Raw genomic sequence first — 26,008 nt, 5'->3', positions numbered from 1 at the left:
CGGCTGTCCGTCTGGGAAAAAGGGGTGGGCTGCTAAACCCAGTCACCGTTGGTGCGGTGACGGTGGGGATTATATGGCCACAGTCTTCCCAAGGAAGCGCTCTGCCCTGGGTTGCGGACAATTCCGATAGCGATGGCTCACATTGCTCGCTAAGTTTGCGCGCTATCCCTCATCCACGAGGCATCTAAATCTATACCACCAAGTGGTATATTTAGTTCTCATCGGAGCAGCATGACGTCCCGCACGCCGCGCATTTTCAAAACCAAGTGGTTCAACAGAGCGGCGAAAGTCGCAGGTATTACCGACGTGGAACTATGCCGCGCGGCAAGACAGTTAATGCAGGGCATGGGCGACGATCTCGGCGGCAATGTATGGAAGAAGCGTCTCGACCAGAACCGCAGGCGCGGCATCGTGGTGAACAAGATTGGCCATTTTTGGTTCTTTGTCTTTCTGTTCGCCAAGAGCGACCGAGAGAACATCAATGACCGTGAACTGAAGGACTTCCGAAAAGTTGCCGCAAATTTGGGCAAACTGCGAGACACAGAGATTGACTCGCTGGTCGAACTGCAAGCACTGGTGGAAATTTGCAATGACTAAGACACGATTCAAGAGCGACGCATCTGAGGCCATTCACAGCCTAGCCTCGGACCTGTATCGCGCCAAGCTCATCGACAAGAAAACCATGCGCGAGTACGACGACCTGTGCATAGAGCCCGTGCCGGAATTCGATGCGAAAGCAATCGCGCGCATCCGTAAATCTGTGAACGTCAGCCAAAGTGTGTTCGCTGCATATCTGAACACCACTGCTTCGACAGTGCGTCAGTGGGAGCAAGGTGACAAAAAACCTAGCGGCATGGCTGCACGCCTCCTGCAACTGGTGCAGAAGCACGGACTCGCCGTGTTCTCCTGAGTCATCAACGCTGTAGACAAAACAAAAACCCCGCCAACCGGCGGGGTCCCCCAAATCCTTTTGAGCCTGCAAGCAAATCAGGCTTGCGGCGCAGCCCCATCTTCAGGAGCTGCTTCGGCGCCTTCGGCCTTGGCTTCGTCCTTCTTTTCGATCATCTCTTCCAGCGCGCCCGCGCCCTTGAAACCGGCGACGGCGGCAACGGCCTTGGTCAGCAGACCGGCATCCGGATCGACTTTCTCGGCGGCTTCAACGGCGGCGACGGCGCCGGCGATCTTGCCCACTTCATCCAACAGTCCCATGGTCACCTCCGCGTGATTGAACGGGAGAGCAATCTTCCCACCGGCAAGCGGCGGAAGTGCAATCAAAGTTAAAAATTTCTGGCGGGCGGTCGTTTGCGTACAGCGCGCGTCACTCCGCTTCTGCGCCAGCAGGGGTGGCGGTGAGCGCGGCAAGGCGCTGACGGGCGCTGTCGGTAATCGGGCTCGATTGGCGGGTGGCAACGTCGATCTGCACAATCACCGATTGCGAGGTGGCGGCGCAGCGGCCATTCTGAAAGATGGCCTGCTCCAGCTTGACCGAGCTGCGCCCGACGCTTGCCACGCGCGTGCCGATCTGCACGGAGCCGGGCCAGAGAATCTCGCTGCGGAAGTCGAGCACGAGCTGCGCGATGACGAACTCGCAGCCGGGCGCGGCCAGCGGGTTGTCGGGGGAGAACAGCATCTCTACGCGGCCCGTCTCCAGATACGTGGCGAAGACGGCGTTGTTGACGTGGCCCTGGCGGTCGGTGTCGCCGTAGCGGAGCTTGTCGGTCGAGTGCAGCGGGTAATCGGAAAGGGATGGCGTGGTCGTCATGAGGGGGCGCGAAGTCTGGGGCAATCTGCGCATTCTGCCTGCCTTCCTGTGCAAACGCTGACCGGGTGACCGCACCACAGCGCTTCCGTTGACTCGTATCAACGCGTGGCTTTCAGCAGCGCTTAAGTTGGAAGCAGACGCCGGCCGCGCACGCGGCGCGGTCGCAAACATGGCAAGGAGGCCACATGAAAACCCTGGTACTGGCGACGGACGGATCGGCCTATTCCGATGCGGCAGCACGCTGCATTGCCGACAAGACCCTCTTCGGCAGCGATGTGACGGTGCACGTCGTGCACTGCATGCCGGATCTCTCGGGCGACATCAAGTCGCTCGTCGGCAAGGCAGAGGTCGACGCTTGGTACGCGGAGGAAAGCACCGGCGCCATGGCATCGGTCTGCGCGATCCTGGGTGCGGCTGGCGTGCCGTTCGAGCAGCATGCTCTGGTGGGCTTTCCGCCCGACCGCATCGTGCATCACGCGCAAAGCGCGGGGGCCGCGGCCATCGTCATGGGCTCGCATGGGCGCGGCGTGTTCGTCGAAGCGCTGATGGGCTCGGTGGCGGGCCGGGTGCTCGCGCATGCCGAATGCCCAGTGGTGTTGGTGAAGGCGCCCAAGGCTTGATGGTGGTGTGCGGCGCGGAGCAGATCAACTCCGCTGCGCGCCACGCTACCCCAGCGCCCGCACCGACGTGCTGATCGCCCGCGCGCATTGCAGCAGCGCGGGGCCCAGCTTCGTTTCCATCTCTTCCGCCGTCCACCGCCCGGTGGGCGCAACAAGATGGATCGCCCCCAGCGGCCGCCCGTTGCTGCTGACGATGGGCGCGGCGATGGTCATATCCCCAAGGAACAGTTCTTCGCAGTTGGTGGCGTAACCGCGCTGGCGCGCCTGGCGCAGCGTTTCCATGATGTCGGCCACCTCGGTGCGCGTGTGCATGGTGTGCGCCACGCGCTGCGACGCCTCCACGATGGCCTGCGCCTCAGGCATCGGTAGAGCGCTCAGGTAGGCCCGGCCAGACGCCGTGCAATACATCGGGATGCGGCTGCCGATGGGCATATGCACCGGCACAAAGTGCGCGCTCACAAAGCGCGCGACGTACACCATCTCGTCCTGATCGGGCTCGGTCAGGCACGAGGTTTCGGTGGTCATCTTGGTGAGTTCGGCCAGGAACGGATTGGCCACGTCGATAAGCGTGTCGGCGGCCAAGTAGTTGAATCCGATCTTCATCACCGCCGGGGTGAGCTGGTAGCGGCGCGTCTGCGGATGCTTGCGCAGGTAGCCGAGCTGCTCGAGCGTGTAGACCATGCGCTGTGCCGAGCTTTTGTTGATGCGAGCGGCAGCGGCCACGTCGGCAATCGTCATGGTGCGGCGCTGCGCGTTGAAGGCACCCAGCACGGCCAGCCCTTTCTCCAGCGACTGGTTGAACAGCAGGTCGGGGGCGTCGGCAGATTCAGCAGGGTCGGTCATGACAAGTGGCGGCTCGGTGGCAGATCAACGGTCAAAGAATCGCATATCGATTTGCATACGTCGATTAGTGGTTTTCCATAGTTATTAATCGATTCGATACGTTCGAATATTGGCACAAGCATTGCATCACGTTGAGCCATTCCCCGTGCATGCGCGTTCGGGGTGCGTCTTTTTTCCGTTGCCTGGAGGATTGCCATGTCTGTTGTCACCACCTTCCGTCGCGCTGCACTGGCCTTGTGCATGCTCGGCACCGCATCGTTTGCCTGGGCGCAGGGCGCGCCAGCCACCTACAACGTGGGTGCCACGGCCACGGGCGTGCCGTTCACGTTTCTGGACGTGAAGACGAATTCCATCCAGGGGATGATGGTCGACACCGTGACTGCCGTGGGCAAGGCGGGCGGCTTCAACGTGAACGTGCAGCAGACGGTGTTCTCGGCGCTCATTCCGTCGCTCACGTCCAACAAGATCGACATCATCTCGGCAGCGATGCTCAAGACACCGGCACGCGCGCAGGTGGTGGATTTTTCCGACCCGGTCTACTCGTACGGCGAGGGCCTGATCGTCAAGGCTGACGACGCCAAGAACTACGCCACGCTTGATGATCTGAAAGGCGAGGTGGTGGGCGCGCAGGTCGGCACGGTGTTCCTCGACATGCTCAACAAGAAGGGCATCTTCAAGGAAGTGCGCAGCTACGACTCGGTGGCCGACATGACGCGCGATTTGGCGCTGGGCCGCATCAAGGCCGGCCTGGGCGATCAGCCCATCATCGCGTACCAGATTCGTCAGCACGCCTTCCAGGGCGTGAAGCTGGCCGCCGGCTACAAACCCGCCAACGTGGGCGATGTGTGCCTGGTGGTGCGCAAGGGCGATACCGAAACGCTCAACCGCATCAACAAGGCCATCGCCAAGATCAAGGCAGACGGCACGCTGGATGCCATCGTCAAAAAGTGGGGCATCTGATTTCGGATCGGTGATGCGCCATGAGTGTTGCAACGTTTCTTGAGAACGCGCAGGACTTCCTGCCGATCCTGCTGAAAGGGGCGGTGGTCACGGTTGAGGTGACCGTGCTGTCGTTCCTGCTCAGCAGCGTGATCGGCCTGGGGCTTGCGCTGATGCGGTTGTCGCCTATCAAGGCCGTGTCTGCGGCTGGGGCGACCATCGTCAACATCATCCGCGGGCTGCCGATCATCGTGCAGCTCTTCTATATCTACTTCGTGCTGCCGGACATCGGCATTCAGCTCACCGCGTTTCAGGCGGGCGTGATCGGGCTGGGCATTGCGTATTCGGCGTATCAGGCCGAGAACTTCCGAGCCGGCATCGAGGCAGTCGACCCCGGCCAGCGCGAAGCCGCCCAGGCGATGGGCATGCGCGGCGCGCTCATCATGCGGCGCGTGATCCTGCCGCAGGCGTTTCGTATTGCGCTGCCGCCATACGGCAACACGCTGGTGATGATGCTCAAGGATTCTTCGCTGGTGTCGACCATCACGGTGGCGGAAATGACGCGCGCGGGGCAGCTCATCGCCTCGTCCACGTTCCAGAACATGACGGTCTACACGCTGGTGGCGCTGCTGTATCTGGTGATGAGCCTGCCGCTGGTGTTTGGCCTGCGCAAGCTTGAACGCCGCATGGGCGCAGGGAGGGCCAAGCCATGATCGAGATTCGCGATCTGCAGAAACACTTTGGCGAGCACCACGTGCTGCGCGGCGTGAGCCTGCATGTGAACAAAGGCGAAGTCGTCTGCCTGATCGGCCCATCGGGCTCAGGCAAATCCACCGTCCTGCGCTGCATCAACGGGCTGGAGGCGTACGACGGCGGCGAGATCCGGGCCTTCGGCGAACGCGTCGATCAGCACAGCAAGACCATCCACACATTGCGCAGCCGCATGGGCATGGTGTTCCAGCGCTTCAACCTGTTTCCGCATCGCAGCGTGCTGGAAAACGTGATGGAAGGCCCGGTCTATGTGAAGGGCGAGCGCCCCGAAGCGGCGCGTGCCAAGGCGATGGCGCTGCTGGAGAAGGTGGGCCTGGCCGCCAAGGCGCAGGCGTATCCAGCGCAGCTCTCCGGTGGCCAGCAGCAGCGCGTAGCAATTGCACGCGCGCTGGCGATGGAGCCCGAGGCGATGCTGTTTGACGAGCCCACATCTGCGCTCGACCCCGAACTTGTCGGCGATGTGCTGGAGGTGATGCGCGCCCTGGCCCGCGAAGGCATGACGATGATCGTCGTCACGCACGAGATGGGTTTTGCGCGCGAGGTGGCCGACCGCGTGTGCTTTTTGCACAGCGGCACCATCGTCGAAGAAGGCCCAGCCGCGCAGGTGCTCGGCGCCCCGCGCCAGCCGCGCACGCAAGACTTCCTGCGCCGCGTGCTGCACAAACCCGCCGATGCTCCTGCCGGAGACCTCGTGCCATGACGCAGCCGCAACTCGATATCGCCCCCGGCACATTCGGCGGGGAGCCGCTGCCGGCATCACTATGGGCCGCCACGGCGCCAGCCGCGCCGCCCACACCTGCGTTGATGGAATCGATCACCACCGATGTGCTCGTCATCGGCGGTGGATACACCGGGCTTTCTACCGCGCTGCATCTGGCCGAGCGCGGCACGAAGGTCACGGTGCTGGAGGCCAACGATCCGGGCTGGGGTGCTTCCGGGCGCAACGGCGGGCAGGTCAACCCAACGCTCAAGCATGACCCCGATGAACTGGTGAGCCTGTTCGGTGCCGCGCGTGCCGAACCGTTGATCGAAGCCGTCTCGCGCTCCGCCGATCTGGTGTTCGATCTGATCGACCGGCATCGCATCGACTGCCAGCCCGTGCGCGCGGGTTGGCTGCAGCTTTCGTATTCGGACAAGGCCGTGCCGGCACTGCATGCGCGCGCACGGCAGTGGGAGAAGCGCGGCGTGCCGGTCGAGATGCTGGACCGCGCCGCTGTCGCGCGCAGGGTGGGCACTGAGGCGTTTGCAGGCGCATGGCTCGACGGCCGCGCAGGCGGCATTCAGCCGCTGGCGTATGCGCGCGGTTTGGTGCGGGCCGCACAGCAAGCGGGTGCCACCGTGCACGGGCAGACCGCCGTGACTGCGCTGGAGCGACAAGGCGCGCAGTGGATCGCCACCACCAGCACCGGCGCCGTGGTGCGTGCACAGCGCGTGGTGATCGCCACCAATGGCTATACCGGCTCGCTGTGGCCTGGCCTGGCGCAGACGGTGCTTTCCGCCAACAGCTTTATCGTCGCAACCAAGCCGCTCAAGACGGCGGATGCACAAGCCATCCTGGCGCGCGGTGAGACAGCTTCCACCTCGCAACGGCTGCTGCTGTATTTCCGCAAAGATGCAGCCGGGCGCCTGCTGATGGGTGGACGCGGCTTCTTTTCCGAGCCGCGCGACGCGCAGGATTTTGCACACCTCGAACGCTCACTGGAGCTGCTCTTTCCGCAACTCGGTCCGCTTGAATACGAGTACCGCTGGGCTGGCCGCATCGCCATCACGCGCGATTTCATGCCGCACATCCACGAGCCCGCGCCTGGCATCACGATGGCGTTGGGCTGCAACGGGCGCGGCATCGCGCTGTGCACCAGTCTTGGCCAGCACATCGCCGCACGGCTTGCGGGCAGTGGAGACGCGTTTCCGTATCCCATGTCGCCCATCACGCCGATCCCGCTGCATGGGTTGCAACGCTTCTACATCGCGGCGGGCGTGGCGTGGTACAGCCTGCTCGACAAGCTGGGTGGCTGAACGCGCATTGCCGCCACAAGCCGATGCGGGATGTTCTAGGATGAAGGCACCTTTTCGTCACATCCTTGGGGGACCCATGTCGCATCGCCGCCGTCTTGCGCTCGCCTTCGCGGGCGCCGCGCTCTTTGCTGCCGCCACGCCTTCGTTCGCCTATTTCCGTAACGTACTGGCCAGCACCATCATCGGCTCGATGAGCCCGACGGAGTTGAAGTCGTTCACCAAGGCCATCGGCGATGTGCTGAAGAGCACCGCCGACAACGCGCCCGCGCAATGGACCTCGCCGGCCAGAGGCAAGCAGCCCGCCATTGACGCGACCATCACGCCGCTGGAATCCAAGACCGACGCCGGGCAATCGTGCCGCCGCCTGCAGAGCGAGCTGGCACGCGGCAGCAGCAAGGAACAGTGGACGGCATGGCTGTGCAAGCAGCCGAGCGGGGAATGGAAGTTGCGGCGGCTGGCGCAGTAAGGCATCGGCCACCGGGCGACTATGGGTCATCTAAGTCTGCCTCGGCAGACTGGTGCGGAATCTCCCTCCCTCTCTCTGGAGAATCCGCATGACTCTCTCCACACATACAAATACGCACGAGCCCGCCGCCTCGCGCAGCAAATTGCCCGAAATCACCCTGGCGTTCTGGATCATGAAGATCAGCGCCACCACGCTGGGGGAAACCGCGGGCGATCTGCTCTCGATGACGCTCAAGATCGGCTATGCCGCCAGCTCGGTGCTGCTGATCGGCGTCTTTCTCATCACGCTGGGTGCGCAACTGCGCAGCAAGACGTATCACCCGCTGCTGTACTGGGCGGTGATCCTTGCCACCAGCACGGCGGGCACCACGCTGTCGGATTTCATGGACCGCACGCTGGGCCTGGGCTACGCCACCGGCGCGGCTATCCTCGCCAGCCTGCTGTGCGCGGTGCTCGTGTACTGGAAGCTGACGCAGAAATCGTTGTCGGTCACGCACGTCCGCAGCAGCGGGCAGGAATTGCTGTACTGGTGCGCCATCCTCGTGTCCAACACGCTGGGCACGGCGCTGGGCGACTTCCTGGCCGATTCGTCGGGGCTCGGTTTTGCGGGCGGTGCACTGCTCATTGCGGGGGCGATTGCGCTGATTGCGGCGGCGTATTATCTGACCGGCATTTCACGCGTGGCGCTGTTCTGGATGGCCTTTGTGCTGACCCGGCCCCTGGGCGCCACGGGCGGCGATTTGCTGACCAAACCCGTCAGCGCGGGCGGGCTGAACCTCGGCACGGCGGGCGCATCGGCCGTGCTGCTGGCGATCCTGCTCATCACGATTGCCATTACGAGTTGGCAGGCGCGGCGTAGCGCGCTGCAATCTGCCTGACCGTTCACCAGACACTGCATGCGAGTGCTCCTCGTTGAAGACGACCCGATGATTGGCGCGGCCGTGCAAGCCGCGCTGCAAGACGCCGCCTATGCGGTGGACTGGGTACGCAACGGCCAGACCGCGCTCGACGTGGCGGCACATCAACACTACGACCTGCTGCTGCTCGATCTCGGCCTGCCAGGAAAGGACGGCCACGCGGTGCTCGGCAGCCTGCGCGCCCGCAACAACGCTGTGCCTGTGCTGATCCTGACCGCGCGCGATGCGGTGGATGAGCGCGTGCGCGGCCTCGACGGTGGCGCGGATGACTACATCCTCAAGCCCTTCGAGATGGTTGAGCTGCTCGCCCGCATGCGCGCCGTCCTGCGACGCAAGGGCGGAGCAGCGAGCCCCATGCTCACCAATGGCGTGCTCACGCTCGACCCCGCCGCACACGAAGCGCGTATGGGCGATGCCGAGCCGATCCGCCTGTCCGCGCGCGAGTTCGCGTTGCTGCAGGCGCTCATGCTGCGGCCTGGCGCCATCCTTTCGCGCACGGAACTGGAAGAGCGCATCTACGGCTGGGGCCATGAGGTGGCGAGCAACGCGGTCGAGTTCCTCATCCACGCACTGCGCAAGAAACTCGGCCCGCAGGCCATCAAGAACGTCAGGGGAGTGGGATGGATGGTGCCCAAGGCGCAATGACAGCGACCGCGTCCACGGCAGCATCCGTGCAGCGGCGGCTGTCGGTGTGGCTGTCGGTGATCATCGTGGCGGTGGCCGTGCTGGCCGGCGGCTTTGCCTTTGCCTCGGCTTTTCGTGAAGCGTATGAATTGCAGGACGACGTCTTGCGCCAGGTGGGGGCGATGTTCGACCCCGCGCATCTGCCGGCCCCCGGCAACCCGGCCGATGCACCCAAGGTCTCGGACAAAGAGGCCCGCGTGATCGTCCAGGTGTTGCCGCCGGCCGGCGTTGCGCCCGCGGCCAGTATGCCCGTGCTGGCCGACGGCATGCAGACCGCACGCCTGGGCAAGCGCGACTACCGCGTGTGGGTCCGCACGCTCGCCAACGGCCAGCGAATCGCCGTGGCGCAGGAGACCGCCGTGCGCGACGAAACCGCCCGCGACAGCGCTCTGCGCACATTGATGCCGTTCCTGATTCTCGTGCCGATACTGCTGCTGGCCGTAGCCCACGTGTTGCGCAAGATGTTCGCGCCCATCAAGCGACTCGCGCATGAGGTGGACCAACGTGACGAGCGGCAACTGCACGCCATCGCGCCCGAAGCCGTGCCCGACGAGGTGCGCCCCTTCGTGGTGGCGATCAACCGACTGCTTGCGCGCGTGCAACAGTCAATGGATGCACAGCACCGCTTTGTCGCCGATGCCGCGCACGAGTTGCGCACGCCGCTGTCTGCACTGTCGCTGCAGGCCGAACGGCTCGGCCAGGCCGCCATGTCGCCCGACGCGCAGGAGCGGCTCGGCACACTGCGCCAGGGCATCGAACGTAGCCGCGGGCTGCTCGAACAACTGCTGGCCCTGGCACGCGCGCAAGAGGCCACTGGTGTGCCGACGGCCACCATCTCCGTCCAGCGCGTGTTCCGCAGCGTGCTCGAAGATCTCATGCCGCTGGCCGACGCCAAGCAGCTCGACGTGGGCGTCACCTCTGAAGCCGATGCGCACGTACATGCCAACGAACTCGATCTCTTCGTCGTGGTACGCAACCTCGTGGACAACGCCATCCGCTACACGCCGGAAGGCGGACGCGTCGACCTGTCGGTAGCCGATGACGCGCGCGTTGTGTCGATTGCCGTGCAGGACACCGGCCCCGGCATCCCCACCGACGAGCACGCGCGCGTGTTTGACCCGTTCTACCGTGTGCTCGGCAACGAGGCGACCGGCTCGGGGCTTGGGTTGTCGATCGTGGGCACCGTGGTGCGACGGCTCGGCGGAGAGGTCGAACTGGGCGAGGCCGATGGTGGTGTCAGCGGGTTGCGGGTGACGGTGCGGTTGCCAACCGCCTAGTGGCAACCGCACACCGATCTACCGCCGCGCCCGAAGCACCACCGCCAACCCCAGCAGAATCATGGCCATTCCCGCCATTGCAACGGGCGCAAGGCGATGCCCCAGCACAAGATCATCCAGCAGCGCCGTGACCACCGGCACGAGGTAGAACAGGCTTGTCACGTTGACGAGATTGCCGCGCTGCATGAGCCGGTAGAACAGCAACTGCGCCCCCACCGACATCACCACGCCCATCCACAACAAGGCCGCGATGCCCGGCAGGCTGGGCGTGAATGTTAGTGATTGCGCGGGCTGCTCGATGGCAAACCCCACGCACAGCACGAGGCTCACCGCGTTCTGCAGCGGCAGCGTATCAATGGGCGACTGGTTCAGCCGCTTCTGGCCGATGGCGCCAACCGTCATGCAGAGAAGCGCGGCCAGCGCATAGCCGAGACCGGCCATCGGCACCTGCTGCGCATCGGCCCCGCCTACCACGAGCGATAGGCCGCCCAGCGCGAGCATCAGACCGGCCATCCGCCGAACAGACCACGTGCGCTCGGTCGCCAGCAGCGTGAGCAGCGGCTGCACGCCGAGCACCGTGGCCAGCAACCCGGGCGTGAGGCCGCGGTCCAGCGCGAGCAGATAACAGATCGAATAGCCGCCGGTCAGCAACGCACCGGTGACCGCCACCTTCAGGCGTGACCCCGGCGCCGGCCACCACCGCCCCCGCCGGAGGCCAAGCCCCGCCAGCACCAAAGACGCGAGCGCAAAGCGCCCAACCAGAAACGCGAACGCCGGGACATGCTGCACCCCGATCTCCGCAAAGATTGCGCCGCTGCTCCACAGCAGCACGAATAGAACCGTCGCGCCGGACCCTGCCAGCGCGGCTTGCATGGAACGCATACCACTCACCTGTCGAAAAGAGATGTCGGATTCCGGCGCGCAGGCGGGCGCCTGCCTCGGGCGTGTGCCCGAGCCTGGTTCAGGTCAACCGGAAACGGAGCGGCTGGAAGTCAGCCGTGTGCGGGCAGATGCGGCGGCGGCGGTGCGCCGACGTCGTAGCCCCAAGACACGACAGGAGGAGGGAAGGGCCCGGGCTGCACGCACACGTCATCCACGCGGGCCCGATGGCCGGCGGCGAGGAGGGTGGCGTGAAGTCGGGACATGAAGACGAAGAATCGAAGAATCAGAATTGGCCGATGGCGTTCGAGCAGCGTATCGGCATCGTGCGCATGGCGCAAGGGCGGCGCGCTACTTCAGGTACGACTTGATCACTTGCATCACCGTGTCGAGATCTTCCTGGCGCTGCGCCTCGGCAGGCTCCTTCACCACGTGATCCGTCAGGTGGCCTTCGATGACCGCCGCCATCAGCCCGTTGACCGCTCCGCGAATGGCCGCAATCTGCTGCAGGATGGCCGTGCAATCGCCCTCGTCGGCGAGTTGTTTTTCCAACGCAGCGGCTTGCCCCTGGATACGCCGCACGCGCGCCAGCAGCTTGGCTTTGTCGCGGATGGTATGGGCCATGGGTCGGATATCGAGGTGGTGTAAATGACGCGGGAGGGTAGCATCACTATACTCGGGGGGAGTATATTTCGCCTACCCGAATTTATCGACTGCCATCCATGACCGCGTTCACCACCCTGCTGCAGCAAGGCAACGCCTGGCTGTTCGTTCCCAGTGCGATCCTGCTGGGTGCGCTTCACGGCCTGGAGCCCGGGCATTCCAAGACGATGATGGCGGCGTTCATCGTCGCCATCCGCGGCACGCTCACGCAGGCGGTCTTGCTGGGGCTGTCGGCCACCGTGTCGCACACGGCGGTGGTGTGGGCGGTGGCCATGGCAGGCCTGTACTTCGGCCGCAACTGGAACGCAGAAACCACCGAGCCGTATTTTCAAGTGGTGTCTGCCGTGCTGATCGTGGCCGTGGCGGCGTGGATGATGTGGCGCACCTGGCGCAGTACCCACGCGGCGCACGACCACGACCACGACCACGACCATCATCACCATGATCACGATCATGGCCATGACGAGGTTCGGCGCATCGACACCGGCCATGGCGTCGTGCAGTTGGCGATTTTCGAAGACGGCGTGCCACCGCGCTTCCGGCTGACGCGCGAGGGCACACGCGGCACCGCATGGTCGGCGGAGCAAGTGCAGGTCGTGACGGAACGCCCCGACGGCAACACGCAAACCTTCCGCTTCGTCCAGCGCGACGGCTTTCTGGAATCGGAGCAAGCCATTCCCGAGCCGCACGCGTTTGTGGCGCGCCTGTCGCTGGGGCACGAACACCATCGGCATGACTATGACGTCACGTTCGCCGGGCATGACCACGACCACGGCGGGCTCGATGTATCGTCGGCCGAACACCAGGACGCCCACGAACGCGCGCACGCCAACGACATCCGCCGCCGCTTCGCCAACCGTGAAGTGACCACGGGCCAAATCATCGTGTTCGGGCTCACCGGCGGGCTGATTCCGTGCCCGGCGTCGATCACCGTGCTGCTGTTGTGCCTGCAGCTCAAGAAGATCACCTTGGGCGCAGCGCTGGTGCTGTGCTTCAGCATCGGGCTGGCGCTCACGCTGGTGGCCTCCGGCGCGCTGGCGGCGCTGAGCGTGAAACACGTCTCCCGCCGCTGGGGTGGCTTTGGTGAGTTTGCGCGCAAGGCGCCGTACCTCTCGGGCGTGCTGATTGCCCTGGTGGGGCTGTACGTGGGCTGGCAGGGCGTGCACGGGCTGATGCAACTGCCGTAGCAGCGTCCACGCTTTTTTCGCAAGGGCTGCATCCAGTGCCGCACGGGCTGCGTATCTGTAGGTACAGGCTGGTGCGGCAATTTTTTCGTCGATGCAGTGTCAGGTTTGCATGCGCACCGCGACCAACCTGTGGGATCCAGGCGGCCACGCTCCGCCGGCGATCCGATTGGGATGCCGCCTCCGGCGGCACGTTCACCGCTCGAGGAGTTCATCATGCACACCCGCCGCATTTCCCTGGCCTTGCTTGCCACGCTTTCCGCTTCTGCCGCACTGTTCATCGCGCAGCCGGCCTTGGCCGCGCAGGCCAAGTACGATCCGTACACGCAAGGCGCCGTCGACAAGACGGACCCGTTCACGCAAGGTGCTGATCGGCAGGCCGATACCTACGGCTATCTGTCGTGGAAGTACGATCGCTTCGATCCGTATGCGCAAGGCGCTGATCGGCAAGCCAGCGCACATGATGTGCTCGCATGGCGCGGCGATACGAGCTACCCCGGCGGCACGGACGGTGCACGCGCGTGAATGGCTGCGCATGGCATGAAAGGGGCCGCTAAGAAACACGGCCCCTTCTGCGCCGGCATCACGTCGAGGGCGCCGCCCCCTCGACGATCCGGTCATATAGCGCACGCGCCGCTGGCGACAGCTGCGCCGCCTTGCGCGTGACGAGCACCAGCGTGCGCGACACTTCCGGCTCGACCAGTTCCACCGTGCGGATCATCGGATACGCATTCTTCTGAATGGCGAGCCGCGGCACCACCGCCGCGCCCAGCCCTTGCGCCACCAGCCCCAGCGCTGTTGAACTGCGCTGCACTTCGTAGAACGAATGCAGCGTCACGCCGCTCGCCTTGAGCGCGCCGTCGAGCAGGCTGCGGTTGCCGCTGACCTCGCCGGCAAAGATGAGCGGGTAGGGCTGCAAGGCTTGCCATCGGATGCGGCGGCGCTTGGCCAACGGATGATCGTCGCGGCAGACAAGGACATACGGATCGCTCGTCAGCGGCACGCTCACCAACTCCGGATGCTGGTCGCCCGCAATGCTGATGCCGAACTCGGCCTCACGCCGCAGCACCGCTTGCAGCACAGACGCCGATGCATGGTCGAGAATCTTCACGCGATCGTGCGGGCGGTGCTCGGAGAACGCGCGCAAGATGCGCGGCAGATATTGCACGCCCACCGTCGGCACGCAGGCGATCGTGATGTCGCCGCGCTGGCTCAGGCCCGTCTCGCGAATCTCCGTGAGCGCATCGGACAGCTCGTTGAGCAGACGCCGCGCCTGCGGCAGAAAACGTTCACCGATTTCCGTCAGCTCGGTCCGGCGCGTGGTGCGCTCCACCAGCGCAACGCCCAGAAACGCCTCCAACTTGCGCAGGCGCTGCGTGATCGCAGTCTGCGTCACGTGCAGCGTTTCAGCGGCTTGCGTAAAGCTGCCGCACTCCGCAATCGCCACAAATGCCTGCACGCCCAGCGTATCGATTTTCATCAGCGTAGTGAATCAATCAGGAAATTGAATTCATTTTACTGATCGATCAGGAAGCCCGACACTCTGCGCATCCGCAAACAACGCAGGAGCGCTTCGTGACGACACACGATTGGTACGCAAAGCAGTACGTGCAATTTGAAGACGAGCGCACGCGACCCGTCCGCGATTTGCTGGCCGCTGTGCCGCCTACGCCTATCCATGTCGCCATCGACATTGGCTGCGGGCCGGGCAATTCGACGGAAGCGCTGATGGCGCGTGCGCCCGCCGCAGCCGTTCGCGGCACCGACGCCTCGGCCGACATGATCCAAGCCGCGCGCAAGCGCCTGCCCGAGGTGCGCTTCGATGTCGCCGACATTGCTGCGTGGGATGAGCCCGGCGCGTACGACTTGATCCTCGCCAATGCGGTGCTGCAATGGCTGCCAGCGCATGAAACGCTGTTTCCGAAGCTCGTGGGCAAGCTTGCTGTGGGTGGCCACCTGGCCGTGCAGATGCCGGACAACCTCGATGAACCGGCGCACCGCTTGATGCGCGAGGTGGCCGCTACGGGGCCGTGGGCCAGCAAGCTCAAGGGTGTGGAGCGCACGGAGCGCTTCGATGCGCGCCGCTATTACGCGCTGCTCTCGCCGTTGTGCTCGCGCGTCGACGTGTGGCGCACCACGTACATGCACCCGCTGCAAGGCGGCGCGGACGCGGTGGTGGAGTGGTTCAAGGGCAGCGCGTTGCGGCCGTTCCTGGCAGCGTTGAGCGAGGACGAGCGCCCCGCGTTCCTATCGCGCTATCGCGACGCGATCGCCCAGGCCTATCCGGCCTTCGACGATGGCACGGTGCTGCTGCCCTTCCCGAGGCTGTTCATCGTGGCCACACGCAAATAGGTGGACCTCCAGAAACAGAAACTCCAGCCATGAAAAAAGCCCGCCGGTACCGCGCGCGGGCTTTTTTGTCCGACCTCTGGTTCGCTTAACGCGACGGGTTCAGCGTCAGGTTCATGTGACGGTTCACATCCTTGTACAGCAGATAACGGAAGCGGCCGGGGCCACCCGAATAACAGGCTTGCGGGCAGAACGCGCGCAGCCACATGAAATCACCGGCTTCCACCTCGACCCAGTCCTGGTTCAGGCGATAGACAGCCTTGCCTTCGAGCACATACAGGCCGTGTTCCATCACGTGGGTTTCGGCAAACGGAATCACGCCGCCCGGCTCGAACGTCACGATGTTCACGTGCATGTCGTGGCGCATGTCGCTCATGTCGACAAAGCGCGTGGTCACCCAGGCGCCGTTGGTGCCCGGCATCGGGATCGGCTCGACCTCCTGTTCATTGGTGACGAAGGCTTCCGGCAGCGGAATGCCATCGACGACCTGGTAATGCTTGCGGATCCAGTGGAAGCGCACCGCGGCATCGCTGACGTTGTGCAGCGTCCAGTCGGCGCCCGGCGGAATGAACGCGTAGCCGCCCGGCGTGAGCGTGTGCTTCGTGCCCTGCAGCGTCAGCTCGGCCTCGCCTTCAACGATGAACAGCACGGCTTCGGCGTTCTTGTCCTGCTCGGGCTTGTCGCTGCCGCCGCCCGGGTTCACTTCGACGATGTACTGCGAGAAGGTCTCGGCAAAACCCGAGAGTGGGCGGGCGATCACCCACAGGCGCGTGTTGGTCCAGAACGGCAGCCAGCTCGTGACGATGTCGCGCATCACCCCCTTGGGGATCACCGCGTACGCCTCGGTGAACATCGCGCGATCGGTCAGCAGATCCGTCTGCGGCGGATGGCCGCCATGCGGCGCGTAATACGTGGTCTTAGACATATTGCATTCAGGCAATGGGTTGGTCCGGCCCCGGGCACAAACAGCATCGGGCAGTTCGTACACGAGCGGCGTTGACGATAGCGAAGTCGCTCACAATCGACCAATTAAATGTGGCGATGACATCCATTCGATTTGCCACTACCCATCGACCGAGCGATACGTAAATCAGTGCGTCAGCATCAAGTCGAGGTTTTGCACCGCCGCGCCTGAGGCGCCCTTGCCAAGGTTGTCGAACACCGCCGTGAGCAAGACTTGATCGTGCTGGTTGGCGAACACACCCAGGCGCATGTCGTTGGTGCCGTTGAGCGCCTGGGGGTCCAGATGCGGCAAGGCCGACGACACCTGCAGCGGCATCACGTCCACATGCTGCGCGCCGGCGTAATGGTCGGCCAGACACGCGTGCAGCGCGGCCGCATCAATGCCAGCGTTGAGCAGGCGCAGTTCCAGCGGCACCGTCAGCACGATGCCCTGGCGATATGCACCGTAGGCCGGGACGAACATCGGCCGCTGCGTGAGCCCCGCGTGCAGCTGGATCTCCGGCGTGTGCTTGTGCGCCAAACCCAGCCCGTACACCTGGAACGGCAAGGCATTTGCTGCATCCGGCCCCTCGTAGGTTTCCACCGCCGCCCGGCCACCACCCGAATAGCCGGACACGGCATGAATGCTGATCGGGTAATCCGCCGGCACGAGGCCGGCCTGCACAAGCGGACGTAGCAGCCCGATCGCGCCGGTCGGGTAGCAGCCGGGATTGGTTACGCGCGACGCCGCGGCAACACCTTGGGCTTGCCCTTCGCTCATCTCCGGAAAGCCGTACACCCAGCCCGGCGTGGTGCGATGCGCGGAGCTGGCGTCGATCACGCGCACACTCGGGTTGACGACGGCCGCGACCGCCTCGCGCGCAGCCGCATCGGGCAGGCATAGGATGGCGATATCGCAGGCGTTGATGACCTCGGCGCGGCGTTGCGCATCTTTGCGCGCGTCGGCGGGAAGCGTGAGCAGTTTCAGGTCCTGCCGCTCCACGTGGTCACGCAGACGCTCGTGAATCTGCAAGCCGGTGGTGCCTTGGTCGCCATCAATGAAGACGAGGGGAGTGGACATGGCGGGGCGCTCCAATAGAAGAAAGAAGAGGGCGGTGAATGCGACCCCCCATCTTCGAGCGCGACCTAGAATATGAAAAGTTGAATTTCCCAACCATCACATTCAGCTTTTCTGAATCATGCGAGAAATCAGCCTGGACCGCCTGCGCACACTCGTGGAAGTGGCCGGCCGCGGATCGTTTGCCGACGCGGCGCGGGCACTGCATCTGGCGGCGCCCACCGTGAGCCTGCACATTGCCGAGCTGGAAGATCGCGTAGGCGCGCAACTTCTCTCTCGCAAGCGCGGGCAGGTGCAGCCCACCGCCATTGGCGAGGTGATGGTGGAACGCGCGCGCAAGCTGCTCGCCGATGCCGAACAGGCGCTGGACGACATCCAGCGGCAGGTGCAAGGCTTGAGCGGACGCGTCCGGCTGGGCGCTTCCACCGGCGCGATCGCACATCTGCTGCCGCAGGCGTTGGACGTGCTGCGGCAAAACCACCCCGGCATCGACGTGCAGGTGGCCGTGCTCACCTCGCAGGAAACGCTGGTGGGGCTTGCCGATGGGGCCTTGGATATTGGCCTGGTGGCGCTGCCGCAATCGCAGGTGGCCGGCCTGGCCATCAAGCCGTGGCGGCGCGACCCGGTCATGGCGTTCCTGCCGGCGCACTGGCAGAGCCCGGAACGCATCACGCCCGCGTGGCTGTCTGCACAACCGCTGATCCTGAACGACGCGACCACACGACTCTCGCGCCAGACGACCGAATGGTTCGCGGCGGGCGGCCATCACCCCGTGCCGCGCATCCAGCTCAACTACAACGACGCCATCAAGAGCTTGGTCGCCGCCGGTTATGGCGCAACGCTGCTGCCGCACGAGGCCTCGGCCGCGCCGTCGGATGCACGTATCACCATGCGGCCGCTCAGGCCCGCCTTGTGGCGAGAGCTTGGCATCGCGCACCGGGCCGGCCACGTTGAGCGATCGACGCAGCATGTGCTCGACGTGCTTTGGATGCTCCGGGCGAAATAGCCCATTGCTCGCCTCGAAACCGTGACGAGGCGGAGAATCCCGCTTGAATAAAGTTTGACTTCTTGTGTCGCGACAACTATCTTAAGATATGTTTTCTGACACAACACGGCGTGCCAGCCGGCCGATTCCGGCTCCAGTCTGCGCGCGCCGCCTTCTCCCTTTCTTCGCTCGCCCTCATGCCTTTACTTGATTCCTCGCGCGAGCGCCGGTTGCTCTGGCTGCTCGCGCTCACGCAGTTCACCGTCATCATGGATTTCATGGTGATGATGCCGCTTGGTCCGCAGATCATGCATACGTTTGGCATCGGTCCGGCGGCGTTCGCCACGGCGGTGTCGGTGTATTCGCTGTGCTCGGGCGCTTCCGGCCTGCTGGCCGCCACCTATGTCGACCGTTTTGACCGGCGCCGCCTGCTGCTGACCGTCTACGGCCTCTTCACGCTGGCCAACCTGGCCTGCGCGCTGTCGGGCAGCTACGGCATGCTGCTGTTTGCCCGCGCATTTGCGGGCGTCACGGGCGGCGTGCTCGGGTCGATCATCATGGCCGTGCTGTCAGACGTGGTACCGCCCGCACGGCGCGGTGCCGCCACTGGTGTAGTGATGTCGTCGTTTGCGCTGGCAGCCATGGCGGGCGTGCCGGTGGGCATTGCCATTGGCGCGCACTTCGGCTGGTCGGCGCCGTTCTTCCTGCTGACGGCGCTTACGGTACTGATCTGGCTGGGCGCACGGCAGACCATTCCGCCGCTGGCCGAACATCTGGCAGGCAAGCGCAGCCAGACGCTGGGCGAGATCCTCTCCGGCCTGTGGCAATTGCTCACCAACCCGCGCCACCTGCGCGCCTTTGTGCTGACCTTCGTGATGATGGGCTCGCACATGATGGTGATTCCGTTCATCTCGCCGGTACTGGTGGCCAATCACGGGGTGTCGCCCGAAAATCTGTCATGGCTGTATGTGGCTGGCGGCGCGGCGTCGTTCTTCAGCTCACGCGCGGTGGGCAAGCTGGCCGACCGTTACGGCCGCCGCCGCGTGTTCGTGGGCGCCGCACTGCTGGCGTTCATCCCGGTGCTGGTGATGACGCATCTGCCTGACTGGCCCTTCATTGGCATGCTGCTGTTCTTCCCGTTCTTCATGGTGATCCTCTCCAGCCGCATGGTGCCGATGCAAGCGCTGATGACGACGGTGCCCGCCCCGCAGGTGCGCGGTGCGTTCCTGTCGGCCAACAGCGCGGTGATGTCGGTGGGTACCGGCGTAGGTGCGTGGGTCGGCGGGCTGCTGCTGTCCGGCGGCGCGGGTGGCCGCATCGAAGGCTATGGCCTCAACGGCTGGCTGGCCGTGGCGGCGGGGTTGTTCTGCGTGTTCTGGGTGAGCCAGGTGAAGGGATCGGATGCGCATGGCGACCCGTCGCTGGCCGCATCTCTGGCCTCTTCCGGAGCGTCCGGTCCGCAAACGGCGCCGCAAGCCCCGCAGGCGGAGAAGGCCTGAGCGGTTACTCGGCTTCCAGCACCATCTTCAGCTTCACCAGGTCACGCTGCACCCATTCGGCATCGGCGTCGAACTGTGCGTCGTCCATGTTCGGTTGCTGAAACAGCGTGAGCGAGACTGTCGTGCCCGCGCCGTTGCGCACCACGCGCAGCGGCACGTAGACGATTGACCCGTCCGGCAGGCGGACCCAGTGATCGGCAATGCCAAATTCATTGGGCGGGCTGAAGCGGATGAACACGCTGCCTTCGTCGCTGTTGGGTGCGGCCTTCGCAATCCACTCGTCGGGGGCCGCGCCCGAACCCTGCGTGCCGGGCGCGAGCCCTTCCGACAGACCGGTCGCCCAGATCGGGAAGTTCAGCGGCTCGGCCAGGAACATGGCCACGTCATCAAAGTGACGCTCGACATTCACGCTTAGGGCGCGGACGTTGTGCAGCATGTGGCCTCCGTGTGCGGCGCGCGCCGTGCGAGGCAGTATATGCGGCGCTCAAGCGGGCAGCTTGCGAAAGCTGATGGCCAGGCGGTTCCACGTGTTGATGGTGCTCACCAGCAGCGTGAGATCGACCAGCTCGGCATCGGAGAATTGCGCCCGCACAGACTGCCAGACGTCATCGGGCACGCGCGTTTGTGCGACGAGGGTGACGGCTTCTGTCCACGCCAGCGCGGCGCGTTCGCGGTCGGTGAAGAACGGCGTCTCATGCCAGACGGACACGGTGGCCAGGCGGCGGTTGTCTTCACCGCCCTTGCGGGCATCGGCGGTGTGCAGGTCGACGCAGTAGGCGCAGCCGTTGATTTGCGAGGCCCGCAGGCGCACGAGTTCAGTCAGCGGTTTTTCCAGCGTGCTTTTGCCCAGCGCTTTTTCCAGGCCCATGACGGCCTGGATGGCGGCGGGATTGCTTTGATAGAAGTCGAGGCGGGGTTCCATGAGATGGCTCCTGTGCTTGAGAACTGGAGCCAGTCTAGGCGCGCAGGTGGCACCTTGAAATCGCCAATCCCAGCGAATATCAGGTAGCCACTCTGACTAGCACTTCCGCCAGCTTGCCAAGGCCCGCGTCGATCTCCGCAACGTTTACATGGCCGTAGCCGATCAGCAATCCGGGCTGCGGCGGCCGCGCCACATGCATCCGGGCTGTGCCGTATAGCCCGACGCCCACACTCTCCGCCAGCTTGACCAACTCGGCTTCCGCCAACGGCGCTTGCAACTGCGCTGCCATGTGAATGCCCGCCGCCGACGGCACGGGCGCCAGCCAAGGTGCCAGCGGGCCACGCAGATGTCGCAGCAGCGCATTGCGTCGTGCAGCGTATTCCTTGTGCATGCGGCGCAGATACTTGCCGAAATCGCCGTCGAGCATGAACTTGGCCAGCGCCGCCTGCATGAGCGATTCACTGTGCCAGTCGGCCACCTGCTTGGCGTGCCGCAGCGGCGCCACCAACGAAGCGGGCGGCACGACGTAGCCGATGCGCAGCTCCGGAAAGATCGTTTTGGAGAACGTGCCCACGTAAGCCACGCAACCGGCAGCGTCCAGGCTCTTGAGCGATTCCATCGGGCGGCCGTCGAAGCGGAATTCGCTGTCGTAATCGTCTTCGATGATCAGCGCGTCATGGCGCTGCGCCCAGTCAAGCAGTTGTGCGCGGCGCGCCAGGCTCATCGGCATGCCCAGCGGAAACTGGTGCGACGGCGTTACGTAGACGAGCTTCGCGTGCTTCGGCAGCGCATCGACGACCAGGCCTTCAGCGTCTACCGGCACCGGCACGACCTTGGCACCCAGCGCCTGCAGCGCAATGCGCGCGGGCGGGTAACCCGGGTCTTCAATCGCCACCGTATCCCCGGGGCGCACGAGCACGCGAGCGATCAGGTCGATGGCCTGCTGCGCGCCCTGCGTGACGACAATATCGGCCCACGCGCACACCACCGCACGGCTGAATGCGAGATAGCGCGAAATGGCCAGACGCAACGCCTGGTCGCCCGCCGGGTCCTGATAGCCGCCGCGCCCGCGCGCCTGCTGCCGCAGCGCATGCGCAACACAACGGCGCCACACGTCGAACGGAAACAGGCGCTTCTCCGTCACGCCACCCACAAAGTCGTAGACGAGATTCGCGCGCGGCAGGGGCAGCACCGCGGGCATGTTGTTCCAGGGCGTGTCGAAGGTGCGTACGGCCGGCCTGGGCGAAGCAAGTTGCGCCGCAGGCGAGACGGCCAGCGTGCGGGCGCGCAACCCTTCGGTGGCTTCGGCCACGAAGGTGCCGGAGCCGGCGCGTGGCTGTAGATAGCCCTCGGCAATGAGGCGTTCGAATACGTCGAGCGTGGTCTTGCGCGACACACCAATCTGCAGCGCCAGGTCGCGCGTGGAGGGCAGACGCTCGCCCGGCACGAGCCGACCATCGAGGATGGCGGTGCGGAGTTGTCGATAGAGCTGGCCGGCAAGGTCGTGCCGGCCGTGGATCGTCAAATGGACATCCATCGTGGGCGCAGTGTGCAAAGGAGCTGCGCCATTCTACGGAAGCCGCCGGGGGCGGAAAGGGCAGGGGAGAAGCTCAGCCTTCCCGGCCGTCAGCGCGCGGCGCCATCAGCCACGGCGTGTAGCGCCACAGGTACGCCACAAACGCCGCCACCCACAGCACGCTCGCGCCACCGATCCACACCTCGCGCGGCAGCAAGGCGGGGCCAGCCACGCGCACGAGTGCAGCCAGCGCGACGGCTGCGTAGGCGAAATTCTCGGCCCGGCCCGTACGCAGCATCCGGCCGGTGTGGCCCAGCGCGGTGCGCGTGATCATCGCGATGATGGCGCCGCCGATGGCTCCTGCCGTGAGCGCATGCAGCGCGGTGGAACGGTCGCCCCAACCGAGCGCTGCGGCAGCCAACATGCCAAAGCCGATGGGCAGGAAGGCATACGCCACATGCAGGATGGAGACGATGGGCGTGCGCAGCGTGCGGCGCGTGTCCCAGCCAGCCCAGCGGACGGCCTGCACGACTGCTGCCGCCGAAAACACGATGGCCGGCACGATGCCTTGAAGGGGCGTCGCCAACATGGCAACGGCGAGCGCAGTCGCCGGCACGATAGCGCGCTCGGCCCACACTACGCGGCGCACGTGCACGCCAGGAACGGCGTTGGACGTAAACATCGGGATGACGCGTCCGCCAATGACCGTGACGAACAGGCAGACCAGCCCAGCGGCCGCATCGAGGCAGCGCAATGCGGCCAACGGCGCGTCCAGAGCCAGCGCCGAATGGAACGCCGCGTTGACGGCACCGAGCACCAGCAGCGCGATCGCCAAGCCGTAGTTGCGGGCGCTTTTTGCGCGCCGGAGGACGCGCAGGAACGCCACGCCGCACGCCGGCAGAAACGCCACATCCGCCGCCACGGCCAGCGCCACGGGGCCCGTCCACATCAGCACACGCGCCGCCAGCCACAGCGCGGCCAGCGCGGCGAGTTGCGCGCCTTGTGGCGTCTGCAGGCCCGTCCAGTTCTTGCCTGCGGTGAAAAGGAAACCGACCACCACCGCCGCAGCAAAGCCGAACACCATCTCGTGCGCATGCCAGAACAGCGGTGCCATGGTGGCAGGGCCCTGCGCCGAGGGCAGCACGCCCAGCAGCAACGCTGCCCACAACGCCATGCCCAAGGCGGCAAAGGCGGCTGCAAGCAGGTAAAAGGGTCGGAAGCCGAGCGCGAAAACAGCCCGCCCCGTGTAAGGCATGCGGCTTGCCGGGTCGGGCTTGCCGATGGTGAGCAACGGGGCTTGGCGGGGCATGGTGATTTCCGTGGTTCAGGTCAGAGGATGTCGTCCAGCAGATCGGGGCCGAACACTTCGCGGTGGATTCGCTCCGACGGCACGCCGCTGGCGAGCAGCGCTGCACGCTGCGCCTGCATGAACGGCAGCGGGCCGCAGAGATAGAAGTCTGCTTCCGTCCCGTGGTCGCGCACGAACGTGTCGACCGTCATGCGGCCGGGCTGGGCCGGGCGCTGCGCGAATTCCGCGTCTTCGCCGGACTCCAGGAATACGTGCGCCTCGAATGCAGGCAGCGCCTGTGCGGCGCGCTCCAGATCATCGGCGTGGGCAACATGCGAGGCCGCGCGACTGGCGTGGCTGAATACGATCTTGCGCGCGCTGTTCTGCTGCGCGAGCGTGTTGAGCGCCGAGATCATGGGCGTGATGCCAACACCGGCCGACATCAGCACGATCGGGTTGTCGGTCGCCAGTTGCGGCACAAAGTCTCCATAGGGTTGGCTGACCAGCAGGACGTCGCCTTCGCGCGCATTGGCGTGCAGCCAGCTCGACACGGTGCCCGCAGGGCGATCAGCATCACCCGCATCGCGCTTGACCGAGATGCGCCAGGTGCGGCCATTGGGCGCGTCCGACAGGCTGTACTGACGCTGCTGCAGCGCGCCCGGGGCCAGCTCCACTTGCACCGAGATGTATTGACCCGGCAGGAAATCGGCCAGCGGCGCATCACCCACGGCTTCGAGCGTGAGCGAGACCACGTCTTCGGCCTGCTGACGGCGGCGGACAATGCGCACCGGCTGACGATGGTCGGGGCCGCTGCCAGTGTGCTGATACAGGCGCGCTTCCGCCGCGATCAGCTCGGCCGCGAGCAGCCAATAGGCTTCGTCCCAGGCGGCAAGCAGGTCGGGCGTGGCGGCGTCGCCCAGCACGTCCGCAATCGCCCCCAACAGGTGACGCGCGACGATTGGGTAATGGCTCGGCTTGATGCCCACAGCGGCGTGCTTGTGCACGATGCGGTTGACCACCGGCGCCAGCGCCGCGTTGTTGCCATGGTTGGCGGCGTACGCAAACACCGCCGAAGCCAGCGACTGCTGCTGCGACCCATTGGCCTGGTTGCCCATGTTGAACACGTTGGTCAGCTCGGGGTGGCTGGCGAACATGTTGCGATAGAAGGTCTGGGTGATGGTCAAGCCATGCTCGCGCAGCACCGGAACGCTGGCATCGATATAGGGCTTGGACTTGTCGGACAGCATGCTGGACTCCAAATATGCGTGAAATATGCAACAAATAAGACGGGGGGCGCCGTCACGCTTTGTTCTGGATGGCCTGGTCCTCAGGCCACCGCTTGCATTGGATTCTATTAAACGTATATTTGTGATGCAACAAATTGACCTGCGGCAAACCGGCGCATCTTGTGGGCAACTTCCCGATAAGATGTTCCTCTTATGAATGTTTTTACCTGCGGCAAACCCGCCCGCCCGCCATGCGACTGACCGACTACACCGACTACGCCCTGCGCACGCTGATCTACGTGGCCGTGCACCCGGACGAACTCGTCACGATCCAGCGCATTGCGGATGCCTTCGACATTCCCAAGAACCACCTCATCAAGATCGTGCAGCAGCTTGGGCAAGACGGCTTCCTGCACACCGTGCGCGGGCGCGCGGGCGGCATCACGCTCGGCCGCCCTGCGGCCGAAATCAACCTCGGCGATGTGGTGCGCGCCACCGAGCCCGACTTCCGCATGGTCGAGTGCTTTCACGGCGACGACAACCACTGCGTCATCACGCGCGTGTGCGGCCTGCGTGGCGTGCTGCACGCGGCGTTGCGGGCGTACTTTGAGGTGCTCGATGGCTACACGCTGGAGGATCTGGTCGACAAGCCGAACGCGGTCAGCAGGGCGTTGGGAGAGGCGTCGCTGCCGATGCCGCGCCCTCGCGCCAAGCTTGCATCGCGCACGTAGCCCGCGCGCCGCTTCTGACCCGCGTTTCTTTTGCCTTCGTCGCACATTTGCGCAGGCATGTTCGCTGCTGCAAAACGGTTGCGGGCCGCGCCATTTCCGGTGACGGCCCAGTCAACCGACCAGCGGAGGTGTCATGAAACCGACTCGCGACAACAGCAAGCACGCGTCGCACTCGAAATCGACGTCCCAAAGCAAGCGCAGCGGCGCATCCGACAAGGAGCGCGGCGCACAGGGCGGCAGCGGGCGTGAACACGCAACGCATTCGCCGATCGGCATTCAAAAGGCCCTGAAGGGCGCGTCTTACCCCGCCAAGAAGCAGGAGTTGGTGAAGACCGCGCAGGCCAACGGTGCAGACGACAGCACGCTCAAGACGCTGCGCGACATGCCCGACGACGAGTACGACACGCCGGCCGCCGTTTCCAAGGCTATCGGCCACGAAATGTGATGCGCAC

General features: G+C 65.0%; 31 protein-coding genes. 18 read left to right on the top strand and 13 right to left on the bottom strand.

Features of this window, described 5'->3' with window-relative positions:
* Positions 1-231 precede the first annotated feature (231 nt).
* Positions 232-597, top strand: coding sequence for a type II toxin-antitoxin system RelE/ParE family toxin (locus NKG59_RS05645; RefSeq protein WP_045205197.1), 366 nt, complete (start codon positions 232-234; stop codon positions 595-597).
* Positions 590-910: a helix-turn-helix domain-containing protein gene (locus NKG59_RS05640; RefSeq protein ID WP_102080461.1), complete on the top strand. Its 321-nt coding sequence runs from the start codon at positions 590-592 to the stop codon at positions 908-910. Before NKG59_RS05645 ends, NKG59_RS05640 begins: the two co-directional genes overlap by 8 nt.
* Before the next feature lie 77 nt (positions 911-987).
* Here the strand turns inward: NKG59_RS05640 and NKG59_RS05635 are convergent, their stop codons facing one another.
* Positions 988-1,209: a hypothetical protein gene (locus NKG59_RS05635; protein WP_009239453.1), complete on the bottom strand. Its 222-nt coding sequence runs from the start codon at positions 1,207-1,209 to the stop codon at positions 988-990.
* A 109-nt stretch (positions 1,210-1,318) separates the two neighbouring features.
* On the bottom strand, positions 1,319-1,762 hold the full coding sequence (locus NKG59_RS05630) for an acyl-CoA thioesterase (protein ID WP_024977123.1): 444 nt from the start codon (positions 1,760-1,762) through the stop codon (positions 1,319-1,321).
* A 185-nt stretch (positions 1,763-1,947) separates the two neighbouring features.
* Between NKG59_RS05630 and NKG59_RS05625 the strand changes: the two genes are divergently transcribed.
* Positions 1,948-2,382, top strand: coding sequence for a universal stress protein (locus NKG59_RS05625; protein ID WP_253535837.1), 435 nt, complete (start codon positions 1,948-1,950; stop codon positions 2,380-2,382).
* A gap of 45 nt (positions 2,383-2,427) precedes the next feature.
* Here the strand turns inward: NKG59_RS05625 and NKG59_RS05620 are convergent, their stop codons facing one another.
* Positions 2,428-3,225 (bottom strand): IclR family transcriptional regulator, encoded by a 798-nt coding sequence (locus NKG59_RS05620; RefSeq protein WP_253535836.1) that lies wholly within the window; start codon positions 3,223-3,225, stop codon positions 2,428-2,430.
* Positions 3,226-3,420: 195 nt separating this feature from the next.
* Between NKG59_RS05620 and NKG59_RS05615 the strand changes: the two genes are divergently transcribed.
* The 8 genes from NKG59_RS05615 to NKG59_RS05580 all read left to right on the top strand — a co-directional run bounded on the left by NKG59_RS05615 (position 3,421) and on the right by NKG59_RS05580 (position 10,294).
* Positions 3,421-4,185 (top strand): ABC transporter substrate-binding protein, encoded by a 765-nt coding sequence (locus NKG59_RS05615; RefSeq protein WP_045205201.1) that lies wholly within the window; start codon positions 3,421-3,423, stop codon positions 4,183-4,185.
* A gap of 20 nt (positions 4,186-4,205) precedes the next feature.
* Positions 4,206-4,877, top strand: coding sequence for an ectoine/hydroxyectoine ABC transporter permease subunit EhuD (gene ehuD, locus NKG59_RS05610; protein ID WP_045205202.1), 672 nt, complete (start codon positions 4,206-4,208; stop codon positions 4,875-4,877).
* Positions 4,874-5,635 carry an amino acid ABC transporter ATP-binding protein gene (locus tag NKG59_RS05605; RefSeq protein WP_253535835.1) on the top strand — a complete coding sequence of 254 codons (762 nt, stop codon included), beginning with the start codon at positions 4,874-4,876 and terminating at the stop codon, positions 5,633-5,635. Before ehuD ends, NKG59_RS05605 begins: the two co-directional genes overlap by 4 nt.
* Complete coding sequence (locus NKG59_RS05600; RefSeq protein ID WP_253535834.1) at positions 5,632-6,951, top strand: NAD(P)/FAD-dependent oxidoreductase; 1,320 nt, start codon at positions 5,632-5,634, stop codon at positions 6,949-6,951. Before NKG59_RS05605 ends, NKG59_RS05600 begins: the two co-directional genes overlap by 4 nt.
* Positions 6,952-7,027: 76 nt before the next feature.
* Positions 7,028-7,417, top strand: coding sequence for a hypothetical protein (locus NKG59_RS05595; RefSeq protein WP_045205205.1), 390 nt, complete (start codon positions 7,028-7,030; stop codon positions 7,415-7,417).
* 88 nt (positions 7,418-7,505) lie between these two features.
* Positions 7,506-8,294, top strand: a complete 789-nt coding sequence (locus NKG59_RS05590; protein WP_253535833.1) for a COG4705 family protein — start codon at positions 7,506-7,508, stop codon at positions 8,292-8,294.
* An 18-nt stretch (positions 8,295-8,312) separates the two neighbouring features.
* Positions 8,313-8,978 (top strand): response regulator, encoded by a 666-nt coding sequence (locus tag NKG59_RS05585; RefSeq protein ID WP_253535832.1) that lies wholly within the window; start codon positions 8,313-8,315, stop codon positions 8,976-8,978.
* Entirely contained in the window at positions 8,954-10,294 is a 1,341-nt protein-coding gene (locus NKG59_RS05580; RefSeq protein WP_420804021.1) for an ATP-binding protein, read from the top strand. The genes NKG59_RS05585 and NKG59_RS05580 overlap by 25 nt, the downstream gene beginning before the upstream one ends.
* A gap of 18 nt (positions 10,295-10,312) precedes the next feature.
* Here the strand turns inward: NKG59_RS05580 and NKG59_RS05575 are convergent, their stop codons facing one another.
* Positions 10,313-11,176: a DMT family transporter gene (locus tag NKG59_RS05575; RefSeq protein WP_253535830.1), complete on the bottom strand. Its 864-nt coding sequence runs from the start codon at positions 11,174-11,176 to the stop codon at positions 10,313-10,315.
* A gap of 348 nt (positions 11,177-11,524) precedes the next feature.
* On the bottom strand, positions 11,525-11,797 hold the full coding sequence (locus NKG59_RS05570) for a metal/formaldehyde-sensitive transcriptional repressor (RefSeq protein WP_252692187.1): 273 nt from the start codon (positions 11,795-11,797) through the stop codon (positions 11,525-11,527).
* Positions 11,798-11,895: 98 nt separating this feature from the next.
* Here NKG59_RS05570 and NKG59_RS05565 point away from each other — a divergent pair, with 98 nt between their 5' ends.
* Together NKG59_RS05565 and NKG59_RS05560 are read left to right on the top strand one after the other, a co-directional pair.
* Positions 11,896-13,023 (top strand): nickel/cobalt efflux protein RcnA, encoded by a 1,128-nt coding sequence (locus tag NKG59_RS05565; RefSeq protein ID WP_253535829.1) that lies wholly within the window; start codon positions 11,896-11,898, stop codon positions 13,021-13,023.
* A gap of 213 nt (positions 13,024-13,236) precedes the next feature.
* Positions 13,237-13,545, top strand: a complete 309-nt coding sequence (locus tag NKG59_RS05560; protein WP_253535828.1) for a hypothetical protein — start codon at positions 13,237-13,239, stop codon at positions 13,543-13,545.
* A gap of 58 nt (positions 13,546-13,603) precedes the next feature.
* Here NKG59_RS05560 and NKG59_RS05555 read toward each other — a convergent pair whose 3' ends face one another.
* A complete protein-coding gene (locus tag NKG59_RS05555) occupies positions 13,604-14,500 on the bottom strand; it encodes a LysR family transcriptional regulator (protein WP_253535827.1) in 897 nt (298 codons plus the stop codon).
* 95 nt (positions 14,501-14,595) lie between these two features.
* On the opposite strand from NKG59_RS05555, the gene tam reads away from it, so the two are divergent.
* Positions 14,596-15,372, top strand: coding sequence for a trans-aconitate 2-methyltransferase (tam, locus tag NKG59_RS05550; RefSeq protein ID WP_253535826.1), 777 nt, complete (start codon positions 14,596-14,598; stop codon positions 15,370-15,372).
* Between the two features lie 85 nt (positions 15,373-15,457).
* Here tam and NKG59_RS05545 read toward each other — a convergent pair whose 3' ends face one another.
* Positions 15,458-16,294 carry a bifunctional allantoicase/(S)-ureidoglycine aminohydrolase gene (locus NKG59_RS05545; RefSeq protein ID WP_253535825.1) on the bottom strand — a complete coding sequence of 279 codons (837 nt, stop codon included), beginning with the start codon at positions 16,292-16,294 and terminating at the stop codon, positions 15,458-15,460.
* A gap of 165 nt (positions 16,295-16,459) precedes the next feature.
* Positions 16,460-17,392 (bottom strand): N-acetyl-gamma-glutamyl-phosphate reductase, encoded by a 933-nt coding sequence (argC, locus tag NKG59_RS05540; protein WP_253535824.1) that lies wholly within the window; start codon positions 17,390-17,392, stop codon positions 16,460-16,462.
* Between the two features lie 118 nt (positions 17,393-17,510).
* Between argC and NKG59_RS05535 the strand changes: the two genes are divergently transcribed.
* Together NKG59_RS05535 and NKG59_RS05530 are read left to right on the top strand one after the other, a co-directional pair.
* Positions 17,511-18,395 carry a LysR family transcriptional regulator gene (locus tag NKG59_RS05535; protein WP_253535823.1) on the top strand — a complete coding sequence of 295 codons (885 nt, stop codon included), beginning with the start codon at positions 17,511-17,513 and terminating at the stop codon, positions 18,393-18,395.
* Between the two features lie 176 nt (positions 18,396-18,571).
* The gene (locus tag NKG59_RS05530; RefSeq protein ID WP_253535822.1) at positions 18,572-19,873 is read left to right on the top strand and encodes an MFS transporter; all 1,302 of its coding nucleotides are present in this window, start codon (positions 18,572-18,574) and stop codon (positions 19,871-19,873) included.
* A 4-nt stretch (positions 19,874-19,877) separates the two neighbouring features.
* On the opposite strand, the gene NKG59_RS05525 is transcribed toward NKG59_RS05530, so the two are convergent.
* The 5 genes from NKG59_RS05525 to NKG59_RS05505 form a co-directional block, all read right to left on the bottom strand.
* Complete coding sequence (locus NKG59_RS05525) at positions 19,878-20,309, bottom strand: SRPBCC family protein (RefSeq protein WP_253535821.1); 432 nt, start codon at positions 20,307-20,309, stop codon at positions 19,878-19,880.
* Between the two features lie 48 nt (positions 20,310-20,357).
* Entirely contained in the window at positions 20,358-20,795 is a 438-nt protein-coding gene (locus tag NKG59_RS05520; protein WP_253535820.1) for a carboxymuconolactone decarboxylase family protein, read from the bottom strand.
* 79 nt (positions 20,796-20,874) lie between these two features.
* Positions 20,875-22,332 carry a MocR-like pyridoxine biosynthesis transcription factor PdxR gene (pdxR, locus tag NKG59_RS05515; protein WP_253535819.1) on the bottom strand — a complete coding sequence of 486 codons (1,458 nt, stop codon included), beginning with the start codon at positions 22,330-22,332 and terminating at the stop codon, positions 20,875-20,877.
* A 73-nt stretch (positions 22,333-22,405) separates the two neighbouring features.
* The gene (locus NKG59_RS05510) at positions 22,406-23,620 is read right to left on the bottom strand and encodes an NnrS family protein (protein WP_253535818.1); all 1,215 of its coding nucleotides are present in this window, start codon (positions 23,618-23,620) and stop codon (positions 22,406-22,408) included.
* Between the two features lie 20 nt (positions 23,621-23,640).
* Positions 23,641-24,846 (bottom strand): globin domain-containing protein, encoded by a 1,206-nt coding sequence (locus tag NKG59_RS05505; RefSeq protein WP_045205221.1) that lies wholly within the window; start codon positions 24,844-24,846, stop codon positions 23,641-23,643.
* 230 nt (positions 24,847-25,076) lie between these two features.
* Here NKG59_RS05505 and NKG59_RS05500 point away from each other — a divergent pair, with 230 nt between their 5' ends.
* On the top strand, positions 25,077-25,556 hold the full coding sequence (locus NKG59_RS05500) for an RrF2 family transcriptional regulator (protein ID WP_253535817.1): 480 nt from the start codon (positions 25,077-25,079) through the stop codon (positions 25,554-25,556).
* Between the two features lie 133 nt (positions 25,557-25,689).
* Entirely contained in the window at positions 25,690-26,001 is a 312-nt protein-coding gene (locus NKG59_RS05495) for a DUF2795 domain-containing protein (RefSeq protein ID WP_253535816.1), read from the top strand.
* Positions 26,002-26,008 lie beyond the last annotated feature (7 nt).

Origin of the sequence: Ralstonia chuxiongensis (assembly GCF_024158925.1) — a bacterium.
Taxonomy (GTDB): domain Bacteria; phylum Pseudomonadota; class Gammaproteobacteria; order Burkholderiales; family Burkholderiaceae; genus Ralstonia; species Ralstonia chuxiongensis.
Note: the sequence above shows the minus strand (reverse complement) of the source record. Positions and strands in the feature narration are given on the sequence as shown.